At 44.8% G+C, this 22,586-nt stretch carries 21 protein-coding genes; 4 read left to right on the top strand and 17 right to left on the bottom strand.

Features of this window, described 5'->3' with window-relative positions; all coding sequences use genetic code 11:
- Positions 1-11: 11 nt before the first annotated feature.
- The 5 genes from AC58P7_RS28890 to AC58P7_RS28870 form a co-directional block, all read right to left on the bottom strand.
- Entirely contained in the window at positions 12-1,376 is a 1,365-nt protein-coding gene (locus AC58P7_RS28890; protein ID WP_497349208.1) for an arsenic transporter, read from the bottom strand.
- A 153-nt stretch (positions 1,377-1,529) separates the two neighbouring features.
- Positions 1,530-2,012, bottom strand: a complete 483-nt coding sequence (locus tag AC58P7_RS28885; RefSeq protein ID WP_497349206.1) for a hypothetical protein — start codon at positions 2,010-2,012, stop codon at positions 1,530-1,532.
- Positions 2,013-2,251: 239 nt separating this feature from the next.
- Positions 2,252-3,364 (bottom strand): collagen-like triple helix repeat-containing protein, encoded by a 1,113-nt coding sequence (locus tag AC58P7_RS28880; protein WP_497349204.1) that lies wholly within the window; start codon positions 3,362-3,364, stop codon positions 2,252-2,254.
- Positions 3,365-3,959: 595 nt separating this feature from the next.
- On the bottom strand, positions 3,960-4,589 hold the full coding sequence (locus tag AC58P7_RS28875) for a response regulator (RefSeq protein ID WP_497349203.1): 630 nt from the start codon (positions 4,587-4,589) through the stop codon (positions 3,960-3,962).
- A 3-nt stretch (positions 4,590-4,592) separates the two neighbouring features.
- Positions 4,593-5,822 carry a sensor histidine kinase gene (locus AC58P7_RS28870; RefSeq protein ID WP_497349201.1) on the bottom strand — a complete coding sequence of 410 codons (1,230 nt, stop codon included), beginning with the start codon at positions 5,820-5,822 and terminating at the stop codon, positions 4,593-4,595.
- Positions 5,823-5,967: 145 nt separating this feature from the next.
- Here AC58P7_RS28870 and AC58P7_RS28865 point away from each other — a divergent pair, with 145 nt between their 5' ends.
- Positions 5,968-6,777, top strand: coding sequence for a DUF4405 domain-containing protein (locus tag AC58P7_RS28865; RefSeq protein WP_497349199.1), 810 nt, complete (start codon positions 5,968-5,970; stop codon positions 6,775-6,777).
- A 287-nt stretch (positions 6,778-7,064) separates the two neighbouring features.
- Here AC58P7_RS28865 and AC58P7_RS28860 read toward each other — a convergent pair whose 3' ends face one another.
- The 5 genes from AC58P7_RS28860 to AC58P7_RS28840 form a co-directional block, all read right to left on the bottom strand.
- Positions 7,065-8,894 carry a diguanylate cyclase domain-containing protein gene (locus AC58P7_RS28860; protein ID WP_497349197.1) on the bottom strand — a complete coding sequence of 610 codons (1,830 nt, stop codon included), beginning with the start codon at positions 8,892-8,894 and terminating at the stop codon, positions 7,065-7,067.
- 168 nt (positions 8,895-9,062) lie between these two features.
- Positions 9,063-9,275: a hypothetical protein gene (locus AC58P7_RS28855; protein ID WP_497349195.1), complete on the bottom strand. Its 213-nt coding sequence runs from the start codon at positions 9,273-9,275 to the stop codon at positions 9,063-9,065.
- A gap of 108 nt (positions 9,276-9,383) precedes the next feature.
- A complete protein-coding gene (locus AC58P7_RS28850) occupies positions 9,384-9,842 on the bottom strand; it encodes a hypothetical protein (RefSeq protein WP_497349193.1) in 459 nt (152 codons plus the stop codon).
- Between the two features lie 52 nt (positions 9,843-9,894).
- On the bottom strand, positions 9,895-10,257 hold the full coding sequence (locus AC58P7_RS28845; protein WP_497349191.1) for a hypothetical protein: 363 nt from the start codon (positions 10,255-10,257) through the stop codon (positions 9,895-9,897).
- The gene (locus AC58P7_RS28840; protein ID WP_497349189.1) at positions 10,254-11,456 is read right to left on the bottom strand and encodes an Alp7A family actin-like protein; all 1,203 of its coding nucleotides are present in this window, start codon (positions 11,454-11,456) and stop codon (positions 10,254-10,256) included. The genes AC58P7_RS28845 and AC58P7_RS28840 overlap by 4 nt, the downstream gene beginning before the upstream one ends.
- Before the next feature lie 349 nt (positions 11,457-11,805).
- Between AC58P7_RS28840 and AC58P7_RS28835 the strand changes: the two genes are divergently transcribed.
- Both AC58P7_RS28835 and AC58P7_RS28830 read left to right on the top strand, forming a co-directional pair.
- Positions 11,806-12,750 (top strand): phosphodiester glycosidase family protein, encoded by a 945-nt coding sequence (locus AC58P7_RS28835; RefSeq protein WP_497349187.1) that lies wholly within the window; start codon positions 11,806-11,808, stop codon positions 12,748-12,750.
- Between the two features lie 18 nt (positions 12,751-12,768).
- Complete coding sequence (locus tag AC58P7_RS28830; RefSeq protein ID WP_497349185.1) at positions 12,769-13,779, top strand: glycosyltransferase; 1,011 nt, start codon at positions 12,769-12,771, stop codon at positions 13,777-13,779.
- A gap of 159 nt (positions 13,780-13,938) precedes the next feature.
- Here AC58P7_RS28830 and AC58P7_RS28825 read toward each other — a convergent pair whose 3' ends face one another.
- From AC58P7_RS28825 to AC58P7_RS28800, 6 genes are all read right to left on the bottom strand, one after another.
- Positions 13,939-14,418 carry an EVE domain-containing protein gene (locus AC58P7_RS28825; RefSeq protein ID WP_497349183.1) on the bottom strand — a complete coding sequence of 160 codons (480 nt, stop codon included), beginning with the start codon at positions 14,416-14,418 and terminating at the stop codon, positions 13,939-13,941.
- A gap of 16 nt (positions 14,419-14,434) precedes the next feature.
- The gene (locus AC58P7_RS28820; RefSeq protein ID WP_497349181.1) at positions 14,435-14,980 is read right to left on the bottom strand and encodes a DinB family protein; all 546 of its coding nucleotides are present in this window, start codon (positions 14,978-14,980) and stop codon (positions 14,435-14,437) included.
- A gap of 247 nt (positions 14,981-15,227) precedes the next feature.
- A complete protein-coding gene (locus AC58P7_RS28815; RefSeq protein WP_497349179.1) occupies positions 15,228-15,692 on the bottom strand; it encodes a DUF8821 family protein in 465 nt (154 codons plus the stop codon).
- A gap of 381 nt (positions 15,693-16,073) precedes the next feature.
- A complete protein-coding gene (araA, locus tag AC58P7_RS28810) occupies positions 16,074-17,498 on the bottom strand; it encodes an L-arabinose isomerase (protein WP_497349177.1) in 1,425 nt (474 codons plus the stop codon).
- 42 nt (positions 17,499-17,540) lie between these two features.
- On the bottom strand, positions 17,541-18,236 hold the full coding sequence (locus AC58P7_RS28805) for an L-ribulose-5-phosphate 4-epimerase (RefSeq protein WP_497349175.1): 696 nt from the start codon (positions 18,234-18,236) through the stop codon (positions 17,541-17,543).
- A 2-nt stretch (positions 18,237-18,238) separates the two neighbouring features.
- The gene (locus tag AC58P7_RS28800) at positions 18,239-19,855 is read right to left on the bottom strand and encodes a xylulokinase (protein WP_497349173.1); all 1,617 of its coding nucleotides are present in this window, start codon (positions 19,853-19,855) and stop codon (positions 18,239-18,241) included.
- Between the two features lie 369 nt (positions 19,856-20,224).
- On the opposite strand from AC58P7_RS28800, the gene AC58P7_RS28795 reads away from it, so the two are divergent.
- Complete coding sequence (locus AC58P7_RS28795) at positions 20,225-21,316, top strand: GntR family transcriptional regulator (protein WP_497349275.1); 1,092 nt, start codon at positions 20,225-20,227, stop codon at positions 21,314-21,316.
- Between the two features lie 121 nt (positions 21,317-21,437).
- On the opposite strand, the gene AC58P7_RS28790 is transcribed toward AC58P7_RS28795, so the two are convergent.
- Positions 21,438-22,586: OmpL47-type beta-barrel domain-containing protein (locus tag AC58P7_RS28790; RefSeq protein ID WP_497349171.1), on the bottom strand; the 1,149-nt coding region annotated here is incomplete at its 5' end.

The raw sequence follows: 22,586 nt of genomic DNA, 5'->3' as shown, positions 1-22,586 counted from the left end.
GTCACCTCCTCTCACTTAAATAGCCAGCCCGTCCATACATATAAACACAGGAGGCTTATAAACAGACCGATTGGTACGGTCATCATTGTCACTTTTATATATTGGCTCCAGGTGAGTGTTATCTTATGTTTTCTAAGAATATGCATCCATATCAATGAAGCCAGAGTACCCATTGGTAACAGTAAGGAACCGATATCCGCACCAATTACATTTGCCAAATAAGCCGTATGCATAGTAAATGTGTCTAACCCCATATTCTGCAATGATAGGGTGCCAATCATGATTGACGGCAGGTTATTGAACAAATTAGACATGGCAGTAAGTAGAATACCCATTACAAAGATGGCATTAAAATGATTTTGGGCAACCGTCTCACCAAGCCCCCGTACAATAAAATCAGTCAGACCTGAATTATGAAGTCCGTAGATAATGACATAGATACTAAAAGCAAAGACTAGAATGTGCCAAGGCGTTTTAGCAAGAATGTCAGTAGGGCCAATGCCTTTACGTTTCCACCTAATTGCGATTAGAAGAATTGCACCTATGATAGCGGGCCATTCCGTCGCTACCCCGAGGGGTGTCAACAAGAAAAAGCTGCACCGAATCAAAATAACAATTAAGATGCAAATACGAAAAAGCGGCCAATCCATATACGATTTTTCCTTCGGATCTACCTTTAGGGGATGAAAGGTTTGGGAATCATTTTGTACAATAGCGTTTATAGAATAGGGCTGCAAGGATGTAATTCTCACGGGAATCTCTCGCTTAAAATAAACGAATAGCAGATACGCGATCGTAATAATCCCTGTCATTGCGGGTACAAACATCATAGCTGTGTATGTGTTGAGGTCTAAACCTACTGTTCTTAACGCGATAAGATTTGCTAGGTTGCTGACGCCTATTGGTGCACTGGCTCCTGTTGCAATGAGTGCGCCTGATATAAGGTAAGGAATTTTTTGCCGGGTTTTCAAGTTTAGGATGGATAAGGTTTGGATGATAATGGGGGTTGTAATTAGAATGCTGCCGTCATTATTAAAAAACATCGTCATCGTAAAACATAAAATATTAATGTACCAGAACAGTGCTCGACCGGATCCTTTTGCTCGAACTGCCAAATTAACTGCCGCCCATCGAAAAATCCCGATACTCTCCAAAACGATAGACATTACAATTGTCGATATAATGGTTATGCTGGCCCCACTGACAATAGAGGCAATACGGTATATATCCGCAAAAGGCACGATTCCTAATGCCAAGAAAATCAGAGCACCAACGGTTGTTGGGATGGATTCGTTAATACCAAATGGCCTCCAAATTATCAACAACGTAACGGTAACAAAAACAAAGGAGATTACCGCAGTTGTCATATCAAACATGTGCCTGCACCTCACATAGGTTGGCTGTTGACGGTTCAAGATTCTTAATAATGATAGGGAGGGTGAGAATTTCATAAAAACTGTATCCTGCTAGGAATACAATGATCACTATATTCCCCCTCCTCCCACCTACGATTAAGATTCAGAGATGCGTTATTTTTTCTCGTTACTCTCTTCCTTTTGATCCTTTTTTTCCTCTTGATTTTCTTTTTTAACACCGTAAGACATGCTTTTAATATGAAAGCTAAAAATAGTGACCAATTCATGGTTTACAACCATGGTAATATAATTATCATTCGTATCGGCTAAAACGCCCTGAACACTTTCATGGCCTCCACGGTTAACTTGGCACCAAAGATTTTTCATACCTTTCAGCAAACCAACAAAATTGTCTGCTTCCATAATTTTCAACGTAGCTGGATGCGCCTGTGCAGCCTGCAAGTACTCCACGGAGTCCTTCGTGTTTAGTGTGATGCTTTTCAGATGATTCGTGTTGTAGTAGATAAGTCCATCCTTCTCATTATAAATACCAACATAATCAAAACCGACTGCAACAATCTCACCTTGTCGAGATTCAGGACCTCCACGATCAAGTCTTACTTGTTTGCCCATCAACACAGAATAATCAAATGCCATGATAATCATTTCCCCCTTCAGGTAGTGGTTAGTTGTTATTGCATACTGTATATATACGTACCCGACAACGGTTTGTACTAAACGAATGCCCCGTCTCTTAAAAACTCCACTAGTATCACTAGGGGGCAGATGTACATGGATATAAACACAGATCCCCTCCAATCATCAGGATCGCGTTTAACTTCATCGATAAACGTTTCTCACTGTTGACTGGAGGGGACTATAATCATTTATTATGGTCACATTTTTTTTATATTTGATACATCGGAAATGCTGCTTAAGGCAACAGCAAACACGGTATCTCGCGTGGACAATACGACGATGCCTTCGTTAAGTCCGATAATTTCCGCATTTAAGACATCGTTAAGCTGTTCGGCCAACGTGTTGAAGTCGACCTTCGCTTTACCAACTAATGGCTTGAATAAGTTCATCATCGCAGAGGTTTCGCAGTGATCCATTTCGTTTTTATCGGAGTCCTCTTTATCATTCAGCAACTTACTGTCGAAATCGCCCGCCCAAATCTCTAAGCCTGCAATTAGATGAATAGGTACGAAGTGCTCTACTCCGTTACTTACAAAATTTAAGATAAGGTTTTCGGCGGAAATAATTTTCGCATTCGAATATTTCCCGTTTGAGTAATCTAATGTGTGCAACTCTTTCAACTTTTTGTCTTTTAGTTGATTTAGAAGATTTTGCATGGCATCCGTACTATGGCAGCATTTGCAGCCATCATTGCTAGACCTATCTTCCTGTTTAGATGGCCCTGGCGGTTTAGGTTTTGGTGGTCCCGGAGGCCCTGGTGGCTTCGGCGGTCCTGCCGGCCCCGGTGGCCCTGGTGGTCCTTCTGATCCTTCTGGTCCTTTTGGTCCTTCATGCCCTTTTGGCCCTCTTGGTCCTTCTGGCCCTTCATGCCCTTTTGGCCCTTTTGGTCCTTCCGGTCCTTTAGGCCCTTTCGGTCCTTCCGGCCCCTGTGGTCCTTGTGGCCCTGCTGGTCCTGCTGGTCCCGCTGGCCCTGCTGGTCCTGCTGGTCCTGCTGGCCCCGGTGGCCCTGCTGGTCCCGCTGGTCCCCTTTCCCCTCTAGGGCATCGCTTACAGTGATGTTTTTTGCATTTATGCCTTTTTCTGCCTTTATGACACACGAATTTTCTCTTTTTTTTCTTATGCTTAGCACATTTGCAAGGCTCTTTTCTTTTACATACAATACAAAGCTCCTCTAAGCCACTTGATTGAGAATTGGCGACATTTATCTTTTCCCTTACTTTGTACGAACTCAGTTTAGCAACAACTTTTACTATACGAAAAGTTTTCATACCAAAAGCGCTAGGATTAAAAAATACTTTCGATCGATTCATGATGACTAACCCCTCCTTTCAGAATTTTAGATATTTGCTGCTGGGGAACATTAATCTATGTGGGTGTTTGCAATATCAGTGTATGAACCTATAAAATAGCCTGTTCTAGTGAAATAGCACATTTTGAGTCAAAGAGAGGATTATAATGGCTAAGAACAAGAAATAAGGGCTATACCCTAGATCGTTAGGATTAGCGTGACATATACATGCAGTATAAATATCGATTCATGTCAAATGTCTGGTATCCTATATTCCTATATCATCAACTATGATGAAATACTTTCCAACGAACAGGAGGTCTTCTTATGTTTATTGTTTGCATACTTTTGTTTTCGGGCTTTGGTTTGTATACGATGTTAAAGCCTCCTGCGGATTTAAATGTCCGGTCGCGAAGAAAGGATCCTTATCCAGAACTGAAAATAAGCAGTGTCCAGGTTTCCAAATATTCAAAAGCTCACTATGCAAGGGAGAAGGGTACTACTGATTTTGACGCCAGGTAATGTAAAAATAGAGTAGGTCTACAAGAAAAAACCACAATACGAAGTTCATTCGCATTGTGGTTTTGGTGATTAGCCTGGTATAGGAGGTTTATCTCTCAGACTAGTATCCTTAATTCATTGGCACGATGCAGCGCCTGCACCCGATTGTTCACATTCAGTTTCCTGTACAAATTCTTTACATGTGATTTGACCGTCTCCGCCGTGATGTGCATGTGATTGCCAATTTCCTTGTTCGTCAATCCAGCGTTAACCAATCGTAGAATCCTCGTCTCCTGCTCCGTCAGTATAACCCGAGGAGACCGCTCCTCTTGTAAAACAATAGGGCTCGCAAGCATTAACATGCTAGGTTCGATCGCGGCACCCGGTTGTCTTTTTCTAATTTTGTCAAACGTTTTCGTTATTCGCTGTGCCGTTACAGGCTTTAGCAGATAATCCAGCGCACTTAAATCGAAGGCTTGAACCGCAAATTGATCATTTCCAGTTACAAAGACCACATCGATGGAAGCATTATGCTCATGCAGCAGACTAGCAAACCTCATACCACTAATTTCAGGCATATAAATATCCAGAAATGCGATATCGATGGGGTTGGCCTTCACATAATCATAAGCCTCAATAGGGTTCATAAAAGCGTGACATATTTCAATTTCGCCACTCTCAGCTAGTAACCTAGTCATCCGTTTCAACGATAACTCTTCATCATCCACGATAATGGCTCGCAGCATACGTTAACCTCCTATCCGATTCATCGGTCTTGCGGGAATGGCGAAGAACACCTTTGTTCCCATACCTTCTGTGCTTTCAATACCAATACTCTTTCCATATAAGAGCTCGATCCGTTTACTTATGTTCCACAGCCCTATGCCTGATCTTTCCTTTTTGGCATGGGGCTGAAGTAGTTCTTCCCGTTTCTGTTCACTCATACCGCTGCCATTGTCCTCAACAACAAAGCTGACGATGGCGTTGGCTTCCTTTTTCACCGATATTCGAACGGTTCCACCTCGTAAATTGGACATGAGGCCATGTCTTATGGCGTTTTCCACCAAAGGTTGGAGCACCAGCGGGGGGATCCACACATCTAGATCAGCATCTATCTCGTATTCCACACACAATCTAGCACCAAAACGCGCCTTTTCGATGTTGAGATACGCTTTTACTAATTCCAATTCATTATCTATGGTGGTTAATGCTTCCAGGTGTTTGAAGTCAAAACTACTTTTCAAATATTGCGATAGATTTAGCGTCAATTCTTCCGCCTTCTGTGGTTCGTCGATACACAACGAGGCAATAGAGTTCAGCGCATTGTATAGAAAATGAGGGTTAATCTGGGAGCGTAAAAAGGAGATTTCCGCATCCTTAGCAGCTGATTTCAGCTTTTGATTCTTTAAGAGCATTTCTTTAATCATTTCGTTTAGCGATGTGAAGAGCAGCACCGCTGCTGCCGAAATCAGGATATATATGAACTGAACCTGAAGTATTTTCAAAGAATACCCTCTAATCAGAGTCCCCATCGTTATTCCCATAAGCCCATAGAAGATAGATAGGGTCAGCGCAATTTGTATCCTCCGATTCTTCTTTGCTTTGGTGAAGACCCTCTGAAAGAAAATAATAACCGGCATACTGATCACAAGAGTCATTATCGTCGTATATAATCCCAAATCCGTCCCAATATACAATCGGTATAGGATGATCGCAGCCGATAAGAATACACCCGTTCTCCAGCCGCCATATAGCGTCCCTAACAGGAGGGGAACGATTCTAATATCCAACCGGATATTGGCGCTAATATAAGCAGGAAAGGACATACATAATAGGATCGCTAGCCCCAATGATACAGCTTGTATGATTTTAGCGTGATCATGATTTCGTTCAGGCTTCTCCGCAATAAATATCTGATAGGCAAATATTAGCGTGGCTATTAGCGCTAGTTGCAGCAAAAAGTCCTTGATAATGCTCATAATTGCGCCCTCACCTTTTCTCTCCTATTTTTGTCATACCCTAACGTTTTCCAAGCATTAAGCAGAAACTCAGTTCGCCCTCAGCAAAAATTCAGCCTAACCTTATATGCTTGATTCACAAGACTATATGGGAGAGGGACGAACAATGAAGAAAGTTACCTATGTCAAATTTATTCTAGATATGCTTATGGCTCTAACCTTCGTATTGCTTTTCAATAAAAGGGTACTGGGAGGATTAACTTTCCACGAGATAGCAGGACTCGCAATTTCGGTGGCGTTTATTACTCACATTTTGTTAAACATCCAATGGGTGATCAAAGTAACTGCCAAACTATTGGATCGCAAGCTTCCAGGCATGACGCGATTTGGTTATTTGTTAAACCTATTACTCTTAATTTCGATGACATTTATTGTGGTGAGTGGCATCTTAATCTCAGAGGTTGTTTTTCCAAATATGCAAATCGGAAGTACCCCCTGGTTTAAAATGTCACATATCAGCGTGTCATTTCTTACTCTTATTTTGATTGGTGTTCATGTCGGTTTGCATTGGAAATGGGTAGTCAATGTAACGAAAAATATGCTCAGAATACAATCATCGAAGGTCAGTCTTGGTATTATTGCTAAAGTAGTAACCGCTCTTATTTTATTATTTGGCGGCTATCAAATGTACGCGACTGATTTTGCGTCAAGAATCCAAAGTTTAGGAAATGTATTTCAAATGAGTCAGACAGGATCACCCCCTGCTGGTTTTAAGGCACGACCTGAGGGTCTGAGTAGGGAGGACAATAACGGGGAACAACCAACTGGCCGTCCACAAGGTGGTCCTGACAGGGATGGCTTTCAAAGTCCGAATGCGTTAGGGGTTATTCTCACTTACTTTGGAATTATGAGCGTGTTTGTTATATTGACTTATTACTTAGAGAAATTCGGTTTAAGAAAAAAACGTAGAGCGTAACATGATCATATCAGTCCTCAATGACGGCAAAATGACAAACTTCGACAGCGTAACGATTGATTATCAACCTCATTTAGTCATCATCATGAATACCATTGTGAAAAACATGATAGATTGTTAAAAAGCTTCATGACAGTATTCTGTCATGAAGCTTTTTTGGCACCTCAAACCTCTATAGCCACTTCGGCACCACCAAAGTAATCACTGTGCCTTCCCCAAGGGTGGAACAAACTTCAATGTGACCGCGGATGCCGCGGGCGCATCATAAAATGATAAAAAGAAAATGGTTATTGTACTTCCGAAACGGGCGAGAAAAAGCAGCATTTATTCTTGCCCCTGATTTTGGCTTCATACATAGCTTGGTCAGCACGCTGCAGCAAGGTTTTTCCTTCCGATCCGTCACTCGGATAGATGGCAACACCGATACTCGCCGTAACATGGATCTCCATGCCATCTACTTCGCGCAGTTCTCGAATAGCTTGAATAATATTTTGAGCGATTTTTTTCAACTGCTCCTTATTTTCAATCGTCTCCAGCAAAACGATAAACTCATCGCCAGCCCAACGAGCACATACGCCGCGGTTTCCCACACTCGATTCAAGAATGTGAGCAACTTCCTGTAAAAGCCGATCCCCCATCTCGTGGCCTAGCGTGTCGTTTACCCTTTTAAATCCATCCAAATCCATAAAGAATACGGAAAACGTTGCAATGCTGTCTTTCGCGCGATCCCCTACTTCCATGAGCCGCTCCCCTAGATATCTCCGATTAGGAAGTCCGGTCAATTCATCATAATAAGCCATACGGACCTCTTCCGTCCGGTTATGGAAACCGAATAAATGACCATGGAGCATCCCATCGGCTTCATCTGAAAGCGGACTGACATAGCATTCGTAATAACTGATCTTTTCTTCACTCGTAACGATTGAAATTCGCTCGCGAAAAGGTTCCAGCTGCCCATCGAAATAACCTTCAATAATGTCAGCCAACGTTCCGTGAGCAGCCTTCATGCTTACACAGTAATCGGCTAGCTTCTGGCCGTTCAGTAGCGGTATTTCAAATAACTGCTCGAATCTCCGATTCGTAAAAACGACCTGTCCCTCGACATCGCACATCACGATAGCCTCGTGGCTTGATTCCAACATGCGCTCTATAATCTCATTTTGTTTGGAAATTTTCCGTTCTGCCAACTGGCTTTCTCCGAATAAAACTTTATATTTGCTCTCGCTTTCGGTCACTTTACGGTACAGTTCCGTCATGCTCAGATACATTTTGCTGAATTCATAAATCATACCCAACAAGACGGCATTGGCGCATACAAACGTGTTCCATTTTGCCAAATACCAGCCGATACTGAACCTGCTGCCGCCACAAAGAACAAGCAAAACGTCAAGCAACGACGCAAGAAGAGCGACGCACAGCCAAGCCGCAGTCACCGTACTTCCCCTCGTCATCCTATAAAATAAGACCAATGCAATCAAACTAAACAATACAATTGGCAATCCAAGCCCATAGATGAACAATGGTTTGAGATTTCCATTTAGAATGACGACTGGCATTCGATCATGGAAATAGGTTGCAAGCAAGGTAAACCCGCCAATTAGAAGAACGACTCCTGACAATGTCAGCAGGGATACATTGCGAGCCATCTGTGGGCTAAGCTGCACATCTTTCCATTTATGTTCAACCCGCATATATAAGAAAATAGCTATGGGCAACCCTGTATGCCAGAACAAATAAATCCAAGGCGCCGTCTGCATGCCGGCATCCAACAATCCGGACGAGGTAAATATACCCGGGAAGGTCAGTAAATACACCAAACTCATCCCCCCGGAGAAGAGATACCCCGCAGCAAGCACGAGCACCGAAGGCGACCGATTAATCCGAAATTGACTGTACAACACATAGGCCGTAATCCACTCAAAACAAATGACCGTCGAAAAAATTGCCGGTTGATATGCTTGAATTTCCGATAACTTCATTCGGCCATAAGGGATAGTAAGCAAAGAAATGAAACAAACGATAGCACCTATCAGAAAGACAAATCTTCGTTGCGAACGATTCGCCGGCATGGTTAGTAAATTATGTACTGCGGGTTTAGAAGCTTGAATTGGGATCATGTAGGTCTCCAAAAAAAAACGTTTTTCTACATGATTCGACAAAATATTATGAACTCCTTCGTAATTGGATCTTATGGTGCTGTCGGCAAGTAAAATGAAAAAACCATCCTGTTCAATGAATGGTCTTACTTTTATGTTCTTGCAATATCCCTTTTTATTGCGTTTCGGCTACTTGTTGGAATCCTCCGTCGAGGAAACCTCGCAATCCTGCTGAGCAGCCGCACTAAATTCTTCCTCATTGCTTGAACCCAGCTTGTCACCATACTGGTCAAGCCTGCCCGGCTTACCCGCTGGGCCATCATTGTCTGGCTTGTTATTTCTTCCGCTCACTTGATCACCTCTTAGCGTTAGTGGTTGTTGCCAGCCGCGTTGCCTTGGCATACGCGTTATTGTATCTCAATTGGCTCCAAACCATTCTAGCTCCGGTGTGTTTAGTCAGAATGTAAAAGGCACCCGTGAGCGGATGCCTTTTACGAAGTATCATGGACCTCAGTTAGCTATTTGTTGCCATTCAGGGTATTCATCCAGGTAGCCGTATTGGCTCAACTCTTGGAGTGAATTTCGAATGCTATGTTCGTCCTCGCCTGATTGGCTCGTTAATTCCAGCAGGTCTTGCAAATGAATATGCGGGTTCTCTTTGCAAAAGACGAGTAACCCCTTTGCCGCCCAGGAGAGGCGGTCATCTTGGAAGTCACCAACCATCCGACGAAACAATTTATGCGGAAGAATTCTCAGTTCTACGAGGTCTTGCAATGCCTTCATCGTCTGCTTGTCCGTCATTCGGCCAAGTTTGGCAATCTCTGATAACTCAGGGAAATTAGACTCAGAGCTAAAGCTTTTCAAAATAATGTAGACCATTTGAGAACTTAAATCTAATCCTGGTGTACGAAAAATATCATCCGAAAGTGTAAAATTACGCGCACCCTCGTTTGCTTGTCCGTTAGACATATCGATGTCCCCCTTTTCATAATGATCGGAGTTCACCCAACCTAGTTATATCTTACAAAAGCTTACCGGCATTCCGACCAGCTTGACGAAATATGTCTTCCAAACTGAAGTTCTTCTGGCTGTTAGTAACCGGATCATCCATAGATTCCTGGGCTTCTATAGGTTCTGTGAAGAAATTATCATCATCTACGCTTGATCCGATGACATGATTTAGATCGTCTTCATTAACCCGCATGGCAATGGATTGCTCATAGAGGATATGCTTTGTCAAAATATCCATAATACCATGACTAAACATACCTTCCGCTTTCAACTGGTTCATATACGCAATGACCTCTGGCGGTGTTTCCGTCGGGATATATAGGGTCACATCCTTACCTGGACTCACCAAAACAGTCGATCTCCGTTTCTTCAATCCGATCCGCTCCCGCTCCCACCCTCAGATCCTCTCTCGGATTCAATGGTTGCCGCTGCTTCATCATGCGTACGTTTCAGGGCGTGCTCTAACAGAAAGAAGGTCCCGCGCGCATTGCGGAATTGGCTGAACTCGGAATGATCGAAACGGATCGGCAAGCCTAATTCGGCATTTAATTTCTCGATCCAAGGTTGAAGTACGATCGCCCCGCCACCGATAAACCAAAATTCATTGGCATAACGAACATGCTTCCAGGAGTTACGGGCGTATTTTAGCACCTTTTCCGCTAGGATGCGCATGTGCCGGTTGACAAGGTTCGTCATGTCGAAAGCAACCTTACCCTCTGCATAAATTTCATATTCCTTGTTGACGAGCATGAGTGTCAGTTCCGCCGTGCTTGAGATTAACTCCTCACCTTGAGCGTTGATCTCATTCCGTATGCTTTCCAAGGCATCGTTTAAATAAATTTTGGCACCCGTAGAATGCCGTTGATCCAGATCAAGTCCCGGTCTAAAAAACGCGATATCCATATCGACACCGCCAACATCCGCTATACCAAAGCCTTTATGTGACAACTGTGACTTGGAAGTCGCCTCCATGTCATAAACACCCGACACATCATCAATGCTAATATCCGATGGCAGCGTAAACTCCATTTCTACCGTTACGCCTTTAAATACCGGCGTCGTAATGAAAGTGATGGAATGAACGCCTCCTGTTATTTTTTGTGCAAATTCTTCGCTGAATTTCGTGATCTCTCTTATTGGCAGTCCTGTTCCTAAATGCACCTTGGCCTTAATACGATTCTTACCGCGTTTAATAGCATCCCCATGCTTCATGGCAATGGCATATGCCGTAGCCGTAAGGAGGGTAACCATCGTTTCGGGTCTCTGCGCCTTCTTTTGTACGGCTTTATCTCCTACAATTTCATGAACGATCCCTTCGTCTCCGATAGCCAAGTTTCCTACGTAGACATGACGGTATTGCTCCGTATCAATCGCTGGCGATGTGATCTGAACATCTAAGAAATCCAAGGGATCTCCTTGTTCCATCAATAAAAAGCGCTCCCCAAACGGTTGTGCGACAACATTAGGGAAAATAAAGCTGTTGTTCAAATCGTCATATATACCTTTAATATGACTGCTGCCGTTATCGATGGACAATTGAATGGTTGTGGTAAGAATATCCTGTTTGGCCATGTCTATTTCCTCTCCCAACCTTATTGAGATAGTATAATAGATTCGAATTAGTGGAGAGATTTGGGTGGGTTACTAGGAATTTTTAACAAATTTGATTTGCTGGAGGCAATAAAGTTTAGCGTTCAAAGTTTAAACTTTAAAATTTAAACTTTATCGTTTGAACGTTAGAATTTACACTTTAAACTTTATTGATAACTTAGGCCAACGAAGGAGGATCCGCTATTGGAATCCTCCTCTTTCTGTTATCGACAACCCGCCTTCTGCAGTATGCGTAGTCGATGCTACGGGTATTTAAGATTCATTAAAGGTTGCCGCTCTAAGATGAATTCATGAACCAGCATACGAAGGAGTGATCATCATTTTCCGTCTACGAAAAAAAACCAAAATTATCACCATTATAGTTGTATTTCTATTTATCATCGCTTCGATCCTATATTGGCTCGCCAATCGTTATTTGATCGAGCACGTTGAGGTCGTCGTCACCCCGAACAACGTCGCAACACAAGAGGAGCCCGTGAAACAAGTAGCGGCGCAAGAGCAAGCGGATGACTGGAATTATCAGGATGCCAACGAAACGATTCATATCAAAAAGGTGCAAAGCGGATCCGGCTCGGATACAATCACCTATTTCGTGGCTGATGTAACTTTCAACAAGACAACAAACCTGCTTACAGCATTCGCTAAAAATGCCTTCGGCACAAATATCATCGAAAACACGTCAACGATCGCGGCCAACAACAACGCAGTCTTCGCGATTAACGGCGATTACTACGGCTTTCGTAACGACGGCGTCATCATCCGGGGCGGAACCATTTACCGCGACGAACCGGCGCGTGACGGCTTAGCCCTCCTCGAGAACGGCACCTTGCAAGCTTATAACGAAGAGGAGATTTCTTCGGACGCTTTGCTCGCTAACGGAACAACCAACACCTTTTCCTTCGGTCCAACCCTCGTGAAAAACGGCGAGGTAGCCGGCGATTTCAGTAGCGTGGAAATCGACAAAAACTTCGGCAACCGCTCGATTCAAGATGCCAATCCGCGTACTGGCATTGGGATGATCTCGCCGAATCACTTTCTGTTTGTCGTGGTCGACGGACGGCAAACCAATTATAGCCGAGGCATGACGTTAACCGAGTTCGCGAATCTATTCCATGAGCTCGGCGCTACCGAGGCTTATAATCTCGATGGCGGCGGCTCGTCCACGATGTATTTCATGGGCAGAGTCGTGAATAATCCGCTTGGCAAAGGCAATGAACGAGGCGTAAGTGACATTATCTATATTCCTAAATCCTAATAAGGAGGACTGATTATCATGACCATTCTCATCCCCTCCTACGAGCCGGACGAACGGTTAATCACGCTTATTCATAATTTAAAAGAAGTTAGCGACGCTTCAATCCTTGTCGTTGACGATGGCAGCGGTGAAGACTACCGAGGTATTTTCGATTCAGCGAGGAAAGCAGGGTGTACCGTGCTGACTCACCAGACCAACCAAGGCAAAGGAAGCGCATTGAAAACAGGCTTCGACTATGTAAGACAACACGGCGGAAGAGACGGAGTCGTCTGCGCCGACAGTGACGGACAGCATCTGCCAGGAGATATTCTGAAGCTAACGGAAGCTGTTCGCGAGCATCGTAATCATATCGTCCTGGGTAGCAGACAATTCTCGGGCAAGGTTCCCTTACGCAGCCGCATCGGGAATTCGGCTACGCGGATGGTGTACGCTTTTGCGACGGGTAAGCCCATACAAGATACGCAAACTGGCCTGCGGGGCTATTCTACCGATATGCTGGATTGGCTATGCCAAATTCCAGGCGATCGCTTTGAATATGAAATGAATATGCTTCTCGAGGCCCCGAATGTCGGATACGACTTGGTAGAGGTGCCGATCGACACCATCTATTTGGACGACAATAAATCTTCGCACTTCCGTCCGATCGCCGATTCCGCCAGAGTCTATTTTCCTTTCTTCAAATTCTGTGCGTCTTCGGGATTCGCTGCGATCTTGGATTTCGTGTTGCTGCTCATGCTGCAATGGATGACATCGAATTTGTTCATAGCCGTCATTGGATCACGCTTATGTAGTTCCATATTCAATTACTCGATGAATAGGAAATTTGTCTTTGCCCAAAAAAACGGAGCAGCGATCCGCAAATCGTTGCCCCGGTACTTCTCTCTCGTTCTCGTTATCGTGTTGTTGAATTACGGTATCATGCACCTTTTCCATGAAACCATCGGCATACCGCTCGTCGCTGCCAAGCTTATGACGGAAGCCTTCTTATTCACATTCAGCTATTGGGCGCAGCGCAAATTTGTATATTGAAAGACGAATTGTGACCATTGCTGCCGCGGTATACCTCCCTTACTTCTCGAACCGAAACCATCCAAAATTAAATTTACTTCCTAGCAGGAATATGAAGGTCACCTTTTGTATTCCTGTTATTTTCTCCAATGCACGAGTTGAATACTTTCACCTTCCTGATTACAATATAGATTCTTTCATTTCGACAAACCGTTGTTCTGAACCCAGCATTGCCTCAGCAATCGTCTTAAAATCCTCCCTTTCAATCTGGAAATGACCGTAACGGAAGGCATATCCCCAATTTTGGTTCCCTCGCGTGAAGCTAAGCTGGTCCAAAAGATCTGCAATCTTCACTTCTCGACACAGAGAATAGTCAATATTCCGACGGAATGGCACAAAATCTTCAGACATCTGATATTCATAGACTCTTTCATCTGCAACCTGCCCAATGGCAGTAAATGCTTGGAGTGCCTCCCCTTTCGCCATATCGACTCGCGGAGAGTAGTAGATCAGCCAATCGCCAGGGCGCATCCGCCTTAAAGGTGCTGACTTTCCGTGGCAGAGCTGGGCGAATCCGCCTTCCACACCCCGCTTCACATGTGTAGCAGATACAACGCCGATCCAATAGCGGCTTTGTCCGTTTGCAGTATCTATGGGCATAGTCCCATCCCCTTTTTTATATGCTTACATTACTTACTAACCACTGTTTCAAACGGTCCCTTTGGAGTAGATGGTGACGATAGTGCATTTCGATAAGTAGAAACCATTCTTTCGCATGCAAGGCACCGAACCTCGGATGAGAGACTGTATCCTGCTTAGATACCTTATCTAGCATCGGCTCGATTTCTTTCATTCGTTGTAGGACCGTGTTCAATCCTTGAATTAGCTGCTCTTTGCTATCTGGTTGTTTCGGCGTATATTGTGGGGAGGGCGGAACTTGAATACGTAGCGGCGGAAAACTTCCTTGTTCAAATACCGCTGCACCCTCTCTTGTTATTTCCTCCGAAGAGACCTTGGAATCCTCCGTTTGCGTCATACAATGCTCAATATTTCGAAGTTGCATATTAAGAGCTGAGTTGATCAAATGCTGGTACATTTGTCCAAGCGACCACTCGTCCTCACTTGGTTGACGCTTCAACTGCTCCATGCTGATGTCATTCAATTCAAGAATATACTGATTCGCAATTTCTTCAAACTGCTGTAAGGCTTCGGTAGTGTTCATATCCCTCAAACAACTCCTTTATTATTTATAATCTCACTATACAAAAAGCTACTGACAACAGTATGTCAGTAGCTTTTAACATTTTTTCGGCTTCAGTTACGAACCCGGGTCGAGTTGACTTTGATCAGCCCTCCCATTGCGTGGACCAACTCTTTGGCGCTAAAAAATTGAGTGGGAATTTTCATAGTAATCAGATAAAACAATTGGATAATATGGCTGGATTCCTCCACTTGCGCTTTTCCTTACTCTAATATTCTCCTTTAATTACAAAAAACGAGCCCCGAATTGTTCCGGCTAGTTTAGACTTCTGCCTGGCAAACTTAAACTTCTCTTCTAACTCCTTTGGTACCTCCATCCCCTCAGAAAGCTTAAAACCAACGGCCCGCTTCTTAGGGTCATCCACCGTATACATGACATTGAGCGCAAGCCCGTCCTCATAAAAAACATAGGTAAATTTGATATTTTCCACTTGAAATTGCGACGTTTCTAAAGGTTTGGCCGCAAACGCAATATCACGTTCTTCTTTCAAAATTCGGTTCACATAATCAAGGCTCTCTTGACTTTCGCTAGCTGGTACAACCGTAAATTCATGCTTGTATTTGTTCATAAAGTAACGGGCTTCATTAGCACGTAAACCAGCAAGCGCTTCTACTACAGGTGAAGACTCTAATCCAACCGTAGACACATCTTTAAAATCAACGATATAAGACATTTCCATTCCTCTTTTCTCTCTTTATTTTCCTACCAATAGGATTCCACAGTTTATTAAAAACTAATCCTCTTATCTACCAAATATTATATCAAAAATGATTCAAGAGAAAATATTAACTAACGAATTTGTGTCGATGATTTTGAATATTGCTGGGCTGCGTACAGTTCTCCGTAACATTTATAAAGCGAAATAGAACAAAATTGAACGGCCTCTCTTTTATGAACTCGCAAACCATTTGCGCTAATGACTTATCTGATCTCACTTATGAGGTTAGGTATTCTGAAAAACAAAAAAACCGTTTCTTAGTAAATAGAATGACCTATTTACGGAAAGAAACGGTTTTTACATTTTGCTCAAGGAAGCGGTTGCCTCGAGTAAGGTTTACTTAATAACAACGTATTCCAAGTTAACCAGCTTGGCGTAGGTCACGATTTGGTCTGTCGTCAGGTTCAAGGAAACGACGGTATGATGGCCGCCGCCATTCTCGATCCAAGCTTTCACTCCATCCTGAAAGTTCGGCTTCACCGTCCACAGGACGCGAGCGACAGGAAGGTTAGGAGCCGGAACCGTCGGCTCGAATGCGGAAACCTCGTTGATCAGCAATTTATAATGAGTGCCGAAGTCCGCCATGGATACGACGACGCCTTCGCCAGCTTTGCCGTCGAATACCAGACGCGCCGGATCTTCACGATCGCCGATTCCGAGTGGGGAAACAATGATTGTCGGTTTGTTGCTTGCCAAGCTCGGATCTACCTCGAGCATATGGGATTGCAGGATCGCTTCCTGACCAGTCGCCATCTCGTAAGTGTAATCCTCCATAAAGCCTGTGTTTTGATTGCGGCTCATCACTTTCAGCAAGCGATCGAGCGCGGCCGTCTTCCAGTCGCCCTCGCCGGCAAAGCCGTAGCCCTGCGCCATCAGACGTTGAACAGCAAGACCAGGAAGCTGTTTCATTCCATGCAAATCTTCGAAGTTCGTCGTGAAGGCATTATAACCTTTCTCATCCAAGAAACGTTTGATGGCAATTTCATAGCTCGCTTGGATTCTGACGCTCGCTTCCCAGGCTTCTTTACTGTTCGTGCCGTAATCGAATTCGTAGAGCTCCGCATACTGACCCATCAGATCATCAATTTCTTGCTCTGTAACGGCATTCACGTATTGCACGAGGTCGCCGATGCCGTAGTAGTCCACGGTCCATCCGAATTGAATTTGGGCCTCGACCTTGTCCCCATCCGTTACGCCAACGTTGCGCATGTTGTCGCCGAAACGGGCGACTTTGATGTTGAAGCTTTCGTTATAGGCAACCGCTACGTCCATCCAGTCCGCAATCTGCTGCTGCACTTCCGCACGTTCCCAGTAGCCTACGACGATTTTATTTTGTTTCTTCAGACGGGCATTAATGAAGCCGTATTCGCGATCGCCGTGAGCGGCTTGGTTCAGGTTCATGAAGTCCATGTCAATCGTTGCCCAAGGAATGCTTTCATTGAACTGAGTTGCCAAGTGAAGCAGCGGCTTCTGCAGCAGTTTTGTACCGCGAATCCACATTTTTGCAGGCGAGAACGTATGCATCCATGTGATAACACCCGCCACTTCATCGCGATAGTTGACCTCTTTCATGAGGCTTGTAATTTTATCCGCGGTTACTGCCAGGTCCTGCAAAACAAGCGGATACGGGAGCACACCGCTATTATTCAAGGCATCCGTCATCGTCTGCGCGTGAGCTTTAACTTCAGCCAGCGCTTCTTCCCCGTACAGATGTTGCGAACCTACGACGAACCAAAACTGTTTAGCTGCTGTTATTGACATATTAATCATCCTCTTTTCTGTATTTAATAATGGGTATGGCAATTACTTCTGCCCGTAGTAGGCATCTTTCCCGTGTTTCCGAAGATAGTGCTTATCCAGAATGCCTTGAGGCAGTTCTTTTGCAAAATGATTCAATTGCCGCGCGTACAAATTCATCTTACAAACTTCCTCCAGCACGACGCTGTTCACGACTGCCGATTTCGCGTCTTTCCCCCAAGTGAATGGCGCATGTCCCTGAAGCAGGACGGCCGGAACTGCCATGACATCCAGTCCGCGCTCCTCGAACGTTTCGATGATGACATGGCCCGTCTCCGCTTCGTACCCCCGGTCAATCTCCTCTTGATTCAAGAAACGGGCGCAAGGCACGGTGCCATAGAAGGTATCCGCATGCGTCGTTCCCATAACGGGTACATCCAGTCCCGCTTGCGCCCAAATGGTTGCCCAGGTCGAGTGGGTATGCACGATGCCGCCGATTTGCGGATAGTGTTTGTACAACACGGCGTGAGTCGCGGTATCGGACGAAGGTCTCAGCTCTCCCTCGACCACATTACCGTCGAGATCCACAACGACCATGTCGCTCGGTTTCATCTTTTCATAGCTGACTCCGCTCGGTTTGATCACGAACAGGCCGCTTTCCCGATCGATGGCGCTCGCATTGCCCCAAGTAAATTTTACGAGTCCGTGCTTTGGCAAATCCAGATTCGCTTGATATACCTCTTCTTTCAGTTGTTCTAACAACGTTAGTCCCTCCCGTTCTCTAGCAGATGGTCTACTGCGGCCTGTTCGATGGTCAACCCCGCTTGGTATCGTTTGATGAAGGCTTGGAACCCTCGTACATCCGTTGCATCCGGAGCAATCTCCTGTCCTTCGACATCTTTAAAGACCTTCTGCTCGAGGAAGTTATCCAGACTCTCTTCTTGATCCTTGTTGATCAAATATGAAGCCAGAAGCGCCATGCCCCATGCCCCGCCTTCGCCGGCCGTGGACATGACCGAGATCGGTACGTTCAGCGCGCCCGCTAAGATTTTTTGTCCGACGACAGGAGTCTTGAATAGGCCGCCATGAGCCAATATGCTATCAATGGTCACATGTTCGTTTTCGGTCAAAATATCCATTCCAAGCTTTAATGCTCCGAAAGCAGTGAATAAGTGCGTTCGCATGAAATTAGCCAGATTAAAGTTGCTTTCTGGCGAGCGAACGAACAACGGCCTGCCTTTGTCGATTCCCGTAATATTCTCGCCCGAGAGATAACCGTAGCTAAGCAAACCTCCGCCATCCGGGTCGGCTTCCAATGCCTTATTCAACAACACGCTGAACAATTTGCCGGAATCTACGCCGTATCCCATGGCTTCGGAGAATTCACGGAACAATCCCATCCAGGCGTTGAGATCGCTGGAGCAGTTGTTGGCATGCACCATGCCGACCGGGCTGCCGTTCGGCGTCGTGACCATATCGATCTCCGGATAAACCTTGGATAATTCTTTCTCCAATACAATCATCGCAAAAACGGAAGTGCCCACAGAAATGTTACCTGTACGCTTCCTGACGCTATTCGTCGCAACCATGCCTGTACCGGCATCGCCTTCCGGAGGACATAGCGGAATACCCGGCTGTAGATCCCCGGCCGGGTCCAGAATGTCGGCTCCCGCCCCCGTTAGTTCGCCAGCTTGCTCGCCGGAGAGATACACTTTGGGAAGAAGATCTTCAAGCTTCCACCGATAGCCTTTGGCTGCGATTCGTTCATCGAATTGCTTGACCATCGATGGATGGTAATTATGGGTTGATTCATCAATGGGGAAGATACCGGAAGCATCCCCAATGCCGATCACTTTATTACCCGTCAGCAGCCAGTGGATGTATCCCGCCAACGTCGTTACGAAATCAATGCGAGGTACATGGTCCTCTTGGTTTAATATTGCTTGGTACAAATGTGCGATACTCCAGCGCTCGGGGATATTGAATTGGAATAATTCCGTTAGTTCCCTAGCTGCCGCACCTGTTGTTGCGTTGCGCCAAGTCCGAAACGGCACCAGCAGCTCACCCGTGCTGTCGAATGCCATATAACCGTGCATCATTGCGGAAAACCCGATCGAACCCACGGCCCGGAGGGTGACCCCGTAATTCCGTTCCACTTCCTGCTTCATTTCACGATAAGCGGTTTGGAGGCCTTTAATAATATCCTCCTGGTTGTACGTCCAATATCCGTCTTTCAATAGATTTTCCCACTCATAGCTTCCCGATGCGATGGTCTCGAAACGACGATCGATCAACACCGCTTTGATCCGCGTAGATCCGAATTCGATACCTAGCGAAGTTTCACCCTTGGTTATCGCTTCTTTCAAGTCTACATGATTCATAATCACGTATCTCCCCTCTCTGTTCGTGGCTTAAACCCAAACGATTGCGAATCGTATAATAGCCTGATTCCGATCGAACCGGTCACTCGATGAGACAAACGGACGATTTCGATCGAAAGAAGGCGCTTTCTCTTACTGACAGCTTTAGTATATTTTCTGTACGTACATTTGTCAATATAGTCTAATAGTTATACTAACATAAGCTGCAATACCACCCCTATTCGTCTCACCATAGCGTCTTCCTAAGGATAAGTATAGAACTTGTACCATTGAGATCATAAACAAATATGACTGCATTTGCATTTCATGCAATTCATGTTAGAATGTGTACGTACAACTTATTGAACAACGATGAAAGAAGTGGATTTCATGAAGCCAAAGTACCAGATCATCATAGATGAGATTAAAAGTTATATCCTCTCGGGAACGTACAAAGCAGGCGAGAAAATCCCTTCGGAATTCGCTTTGCAGGAGGACTACAACGTTAGCCGGCAGACGGTTAGAAAGGCTATTCTGGAGTTATCGAACGAGGGTTTCCTAAGAAGCGAGAAAGGATCCGGCACGTACGTCAGCACCCAATACCGGTCCAGAACGGGTGGGAAAGCCATGAATAAAACGATTGGCGTCATCACAACCTATATCTCGGATTACATCTTTCCCTCCATTATCCGCGGCATTGAAAGCCGATTAAATGAAGATAACTATTCCTTGCTGTTAGCCAGTACAAATAACGATATCTCCCAGGAAAAAAAGGCGTTAGAAATGATGCTGTCCTTCGGCGTGGATGGACTGATTATAGAACCTACCAGAAGCAATGTATACAACCCCAATATCGCTTACTACCTGTCTTTTAAGGAGCAGGAGGTTCCGTTCACGATGATCAATGCCTATTATGAAGAGTTGGAAGTTCCTTTCTTCTGTCTGGATGACGTGCAGTCCAGCTATCTAGCAACTCGGGAGCTGATTGCCAAAGGACATACCCAGATCGGCATCATCGCGAAAATGGATGATTTGCAAGGGAAGTATAGAATGAAGGGATTTATCAAGGCTCTTGGTGAAGCCAAATTACGGTTCCAGCAAGAGCATGTGCTTTCTTTCGATACGGCGACGAAGTCGGACCTGTCCGCTAACTTGGAAGTGTATCTGAACGACAATCGGGATGACTTGACTGCGCTTGTGTGTTACAACGACGAGGTAGGCTTGGAAGTCGTACATGTCTGCAGAAAACTGGGTATCTCCATTCCAGACGAGCTATCCATCATTGGCCAGGACAATTCATATATCGCCAAAAACGCGAATATCAAACTAACGACGCTGACCCACCCCCAAGAACAAATGGGACGCGACGCAGCGGACTGGGTCATTAAGAATTTACAAGGCAAAAAAGACTTGCCCACCAATACCTACTACCAGCCCGTATTAATTGAGGGCGAAACCGTAAAAGCGATCGAAGTGGAATAGTCATGGACTGTCCAAGCTTAATCATTTTTGTAGTTGATTTACTGCGATTGAAAAATTATAAGAGGGTGCCCCAGCCAATTCATGGCTTTTGGGACACCCTCTTTTATTGTAAAGCTACTGTTTACTTTTTGGATTGATCATGAGCTACTGTTACAGTTACCGACTTAGATGCCTTGTTCCCTGCTTTATCCATAACGGTATATGTAATTGTATATACACGTCCGCTACCTTTTCCTGATCTTTCCGCACGAAGCTTAAACGAAGTATCTGCTGTACCATACTGAGCATCTTGAATATCATTCTGCTCATCCCCATCCCCAAGTCCATTATCCGGCTCATTACTTGTAATTGAAGTTAGAATTACCTGATTGGTTTGGGAGATGCCATCATTTGTTGTAATCGCAGCATTAATTGTTATAAGTTGATGATTTGGCGGCCACAATGTTGTCTTATCTAAAACAATATTTAGATTAGGTAATGTTTTATCAAGCTTAATTATCAAAGATTTTACAGCTTCCCAATTTCCGACTTTATCAGCACTCTTGTATTCAAGTGTATGAATGCCTTCCGTAGAAATCGTAATTGGCTTCGTATAATTTGTCCACTGGCCTCCGTTAAGACGGAACAACGTCTGCGCAACACCTGATAAATTATCGCTTGAAGAAAGAGTTATTGTTGGATCTGTTACGTACCAACCATTTTGACCATTCACATCACTAGATGATGTATTGGTAACTGGTGCTGTCTTATCTACTTTTACGGTTACCGAGTGTGGTGCTTCTACATTTCCTGCTCCGTCTACACTCCAGTAAACAAGCGTATGAACACCTTCTGTCGTCAGAGCAACAGTATTCCCTGCCTGTTGAACTCCACTATCTACCTGGTAGTGGGTAGCTGCTACTCCTGAACCGCTATCGCTAGCGCTTAAGTTTACCGTTACCTCGTTGTTTACCCATTCGGTTGGTGCGTTATCTGTAGTTACTGGTGCTGTCTTATCTACTTTTACGGTTACCGAGTGTGGTGCTTCTACATTTCCTGCTCCGTCTACACTCCAGTAAACAAGCGTATGAACACCTTCTGTCGTCAGAGCAACAGTATTCCCTGCCTGTTGAACTCCACTATCTACCTGGTAGTGGGTAGCTGCTACTCCTGAACCGCTATCGCTAGCGCTTAAGTTTACCGTTACCTCGTTGTTTACCCATTCGGTTGGTGCGTTATCTGTAGTTACTGGTGCTGTCTTATCTACTTTTACGGTTACCGAGTGTGGTGC

This window comes from Paenibacillus sp. J22FR5 (genome assembly GCF_059691975.1).
This window is presented reverse-complemented; position numbering and strand designations above follow the sequence as displayed.

Bases quoted from the DNA above. Each gene is read 5' to 3' on its own strand.
- AC58P7_RS28890 (WP_497349208.1), bottom strand. From the start codon at position 1,376: ATGTTTGATATGACAACTGCGGTAATCTCCTTTGTTTTTGTTACCGTT.
- AC58P7_RS28885 (WP_497349206.1), bottom strand. From the start codon at position 2,012: ATGGCATTTGATTATTCTGTGTTGATGGGCAAACAAGTAAGACTTGAT.
- AC58P7_RS28880 (WP_497349204.1), bottom strand. From the start codon at position 3,364: ATGAATCGATCGAAAGTATTTTTTAATCCTAGCGCTTTTGGTATGAAA.
- AC58P7_RS28875 (WP_497349203.1), bottom strand. From the start codon at position 4,589: ATGCTGCGAGCCATTATCGTGGATGATGAAGAGTTATCGTTGAAACGG.
- AC58P7_RS28870 (WP_497349201.1), bottom strand. From the start codon at position 5,822: ATGAGCATTATCAAGGACTTTTTGCTGCAACTAGCGCTAATAGCCACG.
- AC58P7_RS28865 (WP_497349199.1), top strand. From the start codon at position 5,968: ATGAAGAAAGTTACCTATGTCAAATTTATTCTAGATATGCTTATGGCT.
- AC58P7_RS28860 (WP_497349197.1), bottom strand. From the start codon at position 8,894: ATGATCCCAATTCAAGCTTCTAAACCCGCAGTACATAATTTACTAACC.
- AC58P7_RS28855 (WP_497349195.1), bottom strand. From the start codon at position 9,275: ATGCCAAGGCAACGCGGCTGGCAACAACCACTAACGCTAAGAGGTGAT.
- AC58P7_RS28850 (WP_497349193.1), bottom strand. From the start codon at position 9,842: ATGTCTAACGGACAAGCAAACGAGGGTGCGCGTAATTTTACACTTTCG.
- AC58P7_RS28840 (WP_497349189.1), bottom strand. From the start codon at position 11,456: ATGGCCAAACAGGATATTCTTACCACAACCATTCAATTGTCCATCGAT.
- AC58P7_RS28830 (WP_497349185.1), top strand. From the start codon at position 12,769: ATGACCATTCTCATCCCCTCCTACGAGCCGGACGAACGGTTAATCACG.
- AC58P7_RS28825 (WP_497349183.1), bottom strand. From the start codon at position 14,418: ATGCCCATAGATACTGCAAACGGACAAAGCCGCTATTGGATCGGCGTT.
- AC58P7_RS28820 (WP_497349181.1), bottom strand. From the start codon at position 14,980: ATGAACACTACCGAAGCCTTACAGCAGTTTGAAGAAATTGCGAATCAG.
- AC58P7_RS28815 (WP_497349179.1), bottom strand. From the start codon at position 15,692: ATGTCTTATATCGTTGATTTTAAAGATGTGTCTACGGTTGGATTAGAG.
- araA (WP_497349177.1), bottom strand. From the start codon at position 17,498: ATGTCAATAACAGCAGCTAAACAGTTTTGGTTCGTCGTAGGTTCGCAA.
- AC58P7_RS28800 (WP_497349173.1), bottom strand. From the start codon at position 19,855: ATGAATCATGTAGACTTGAAAGAAGCGATAACCAAGGGTGAAACTTCG.
- AC58P7_RS28795 (WP_497349275.1), top strand. From the start codon at position 20,225: ATGAAGCCAAAGTACCAGATCATCATAGATGAGATTAAAAGTTATATC.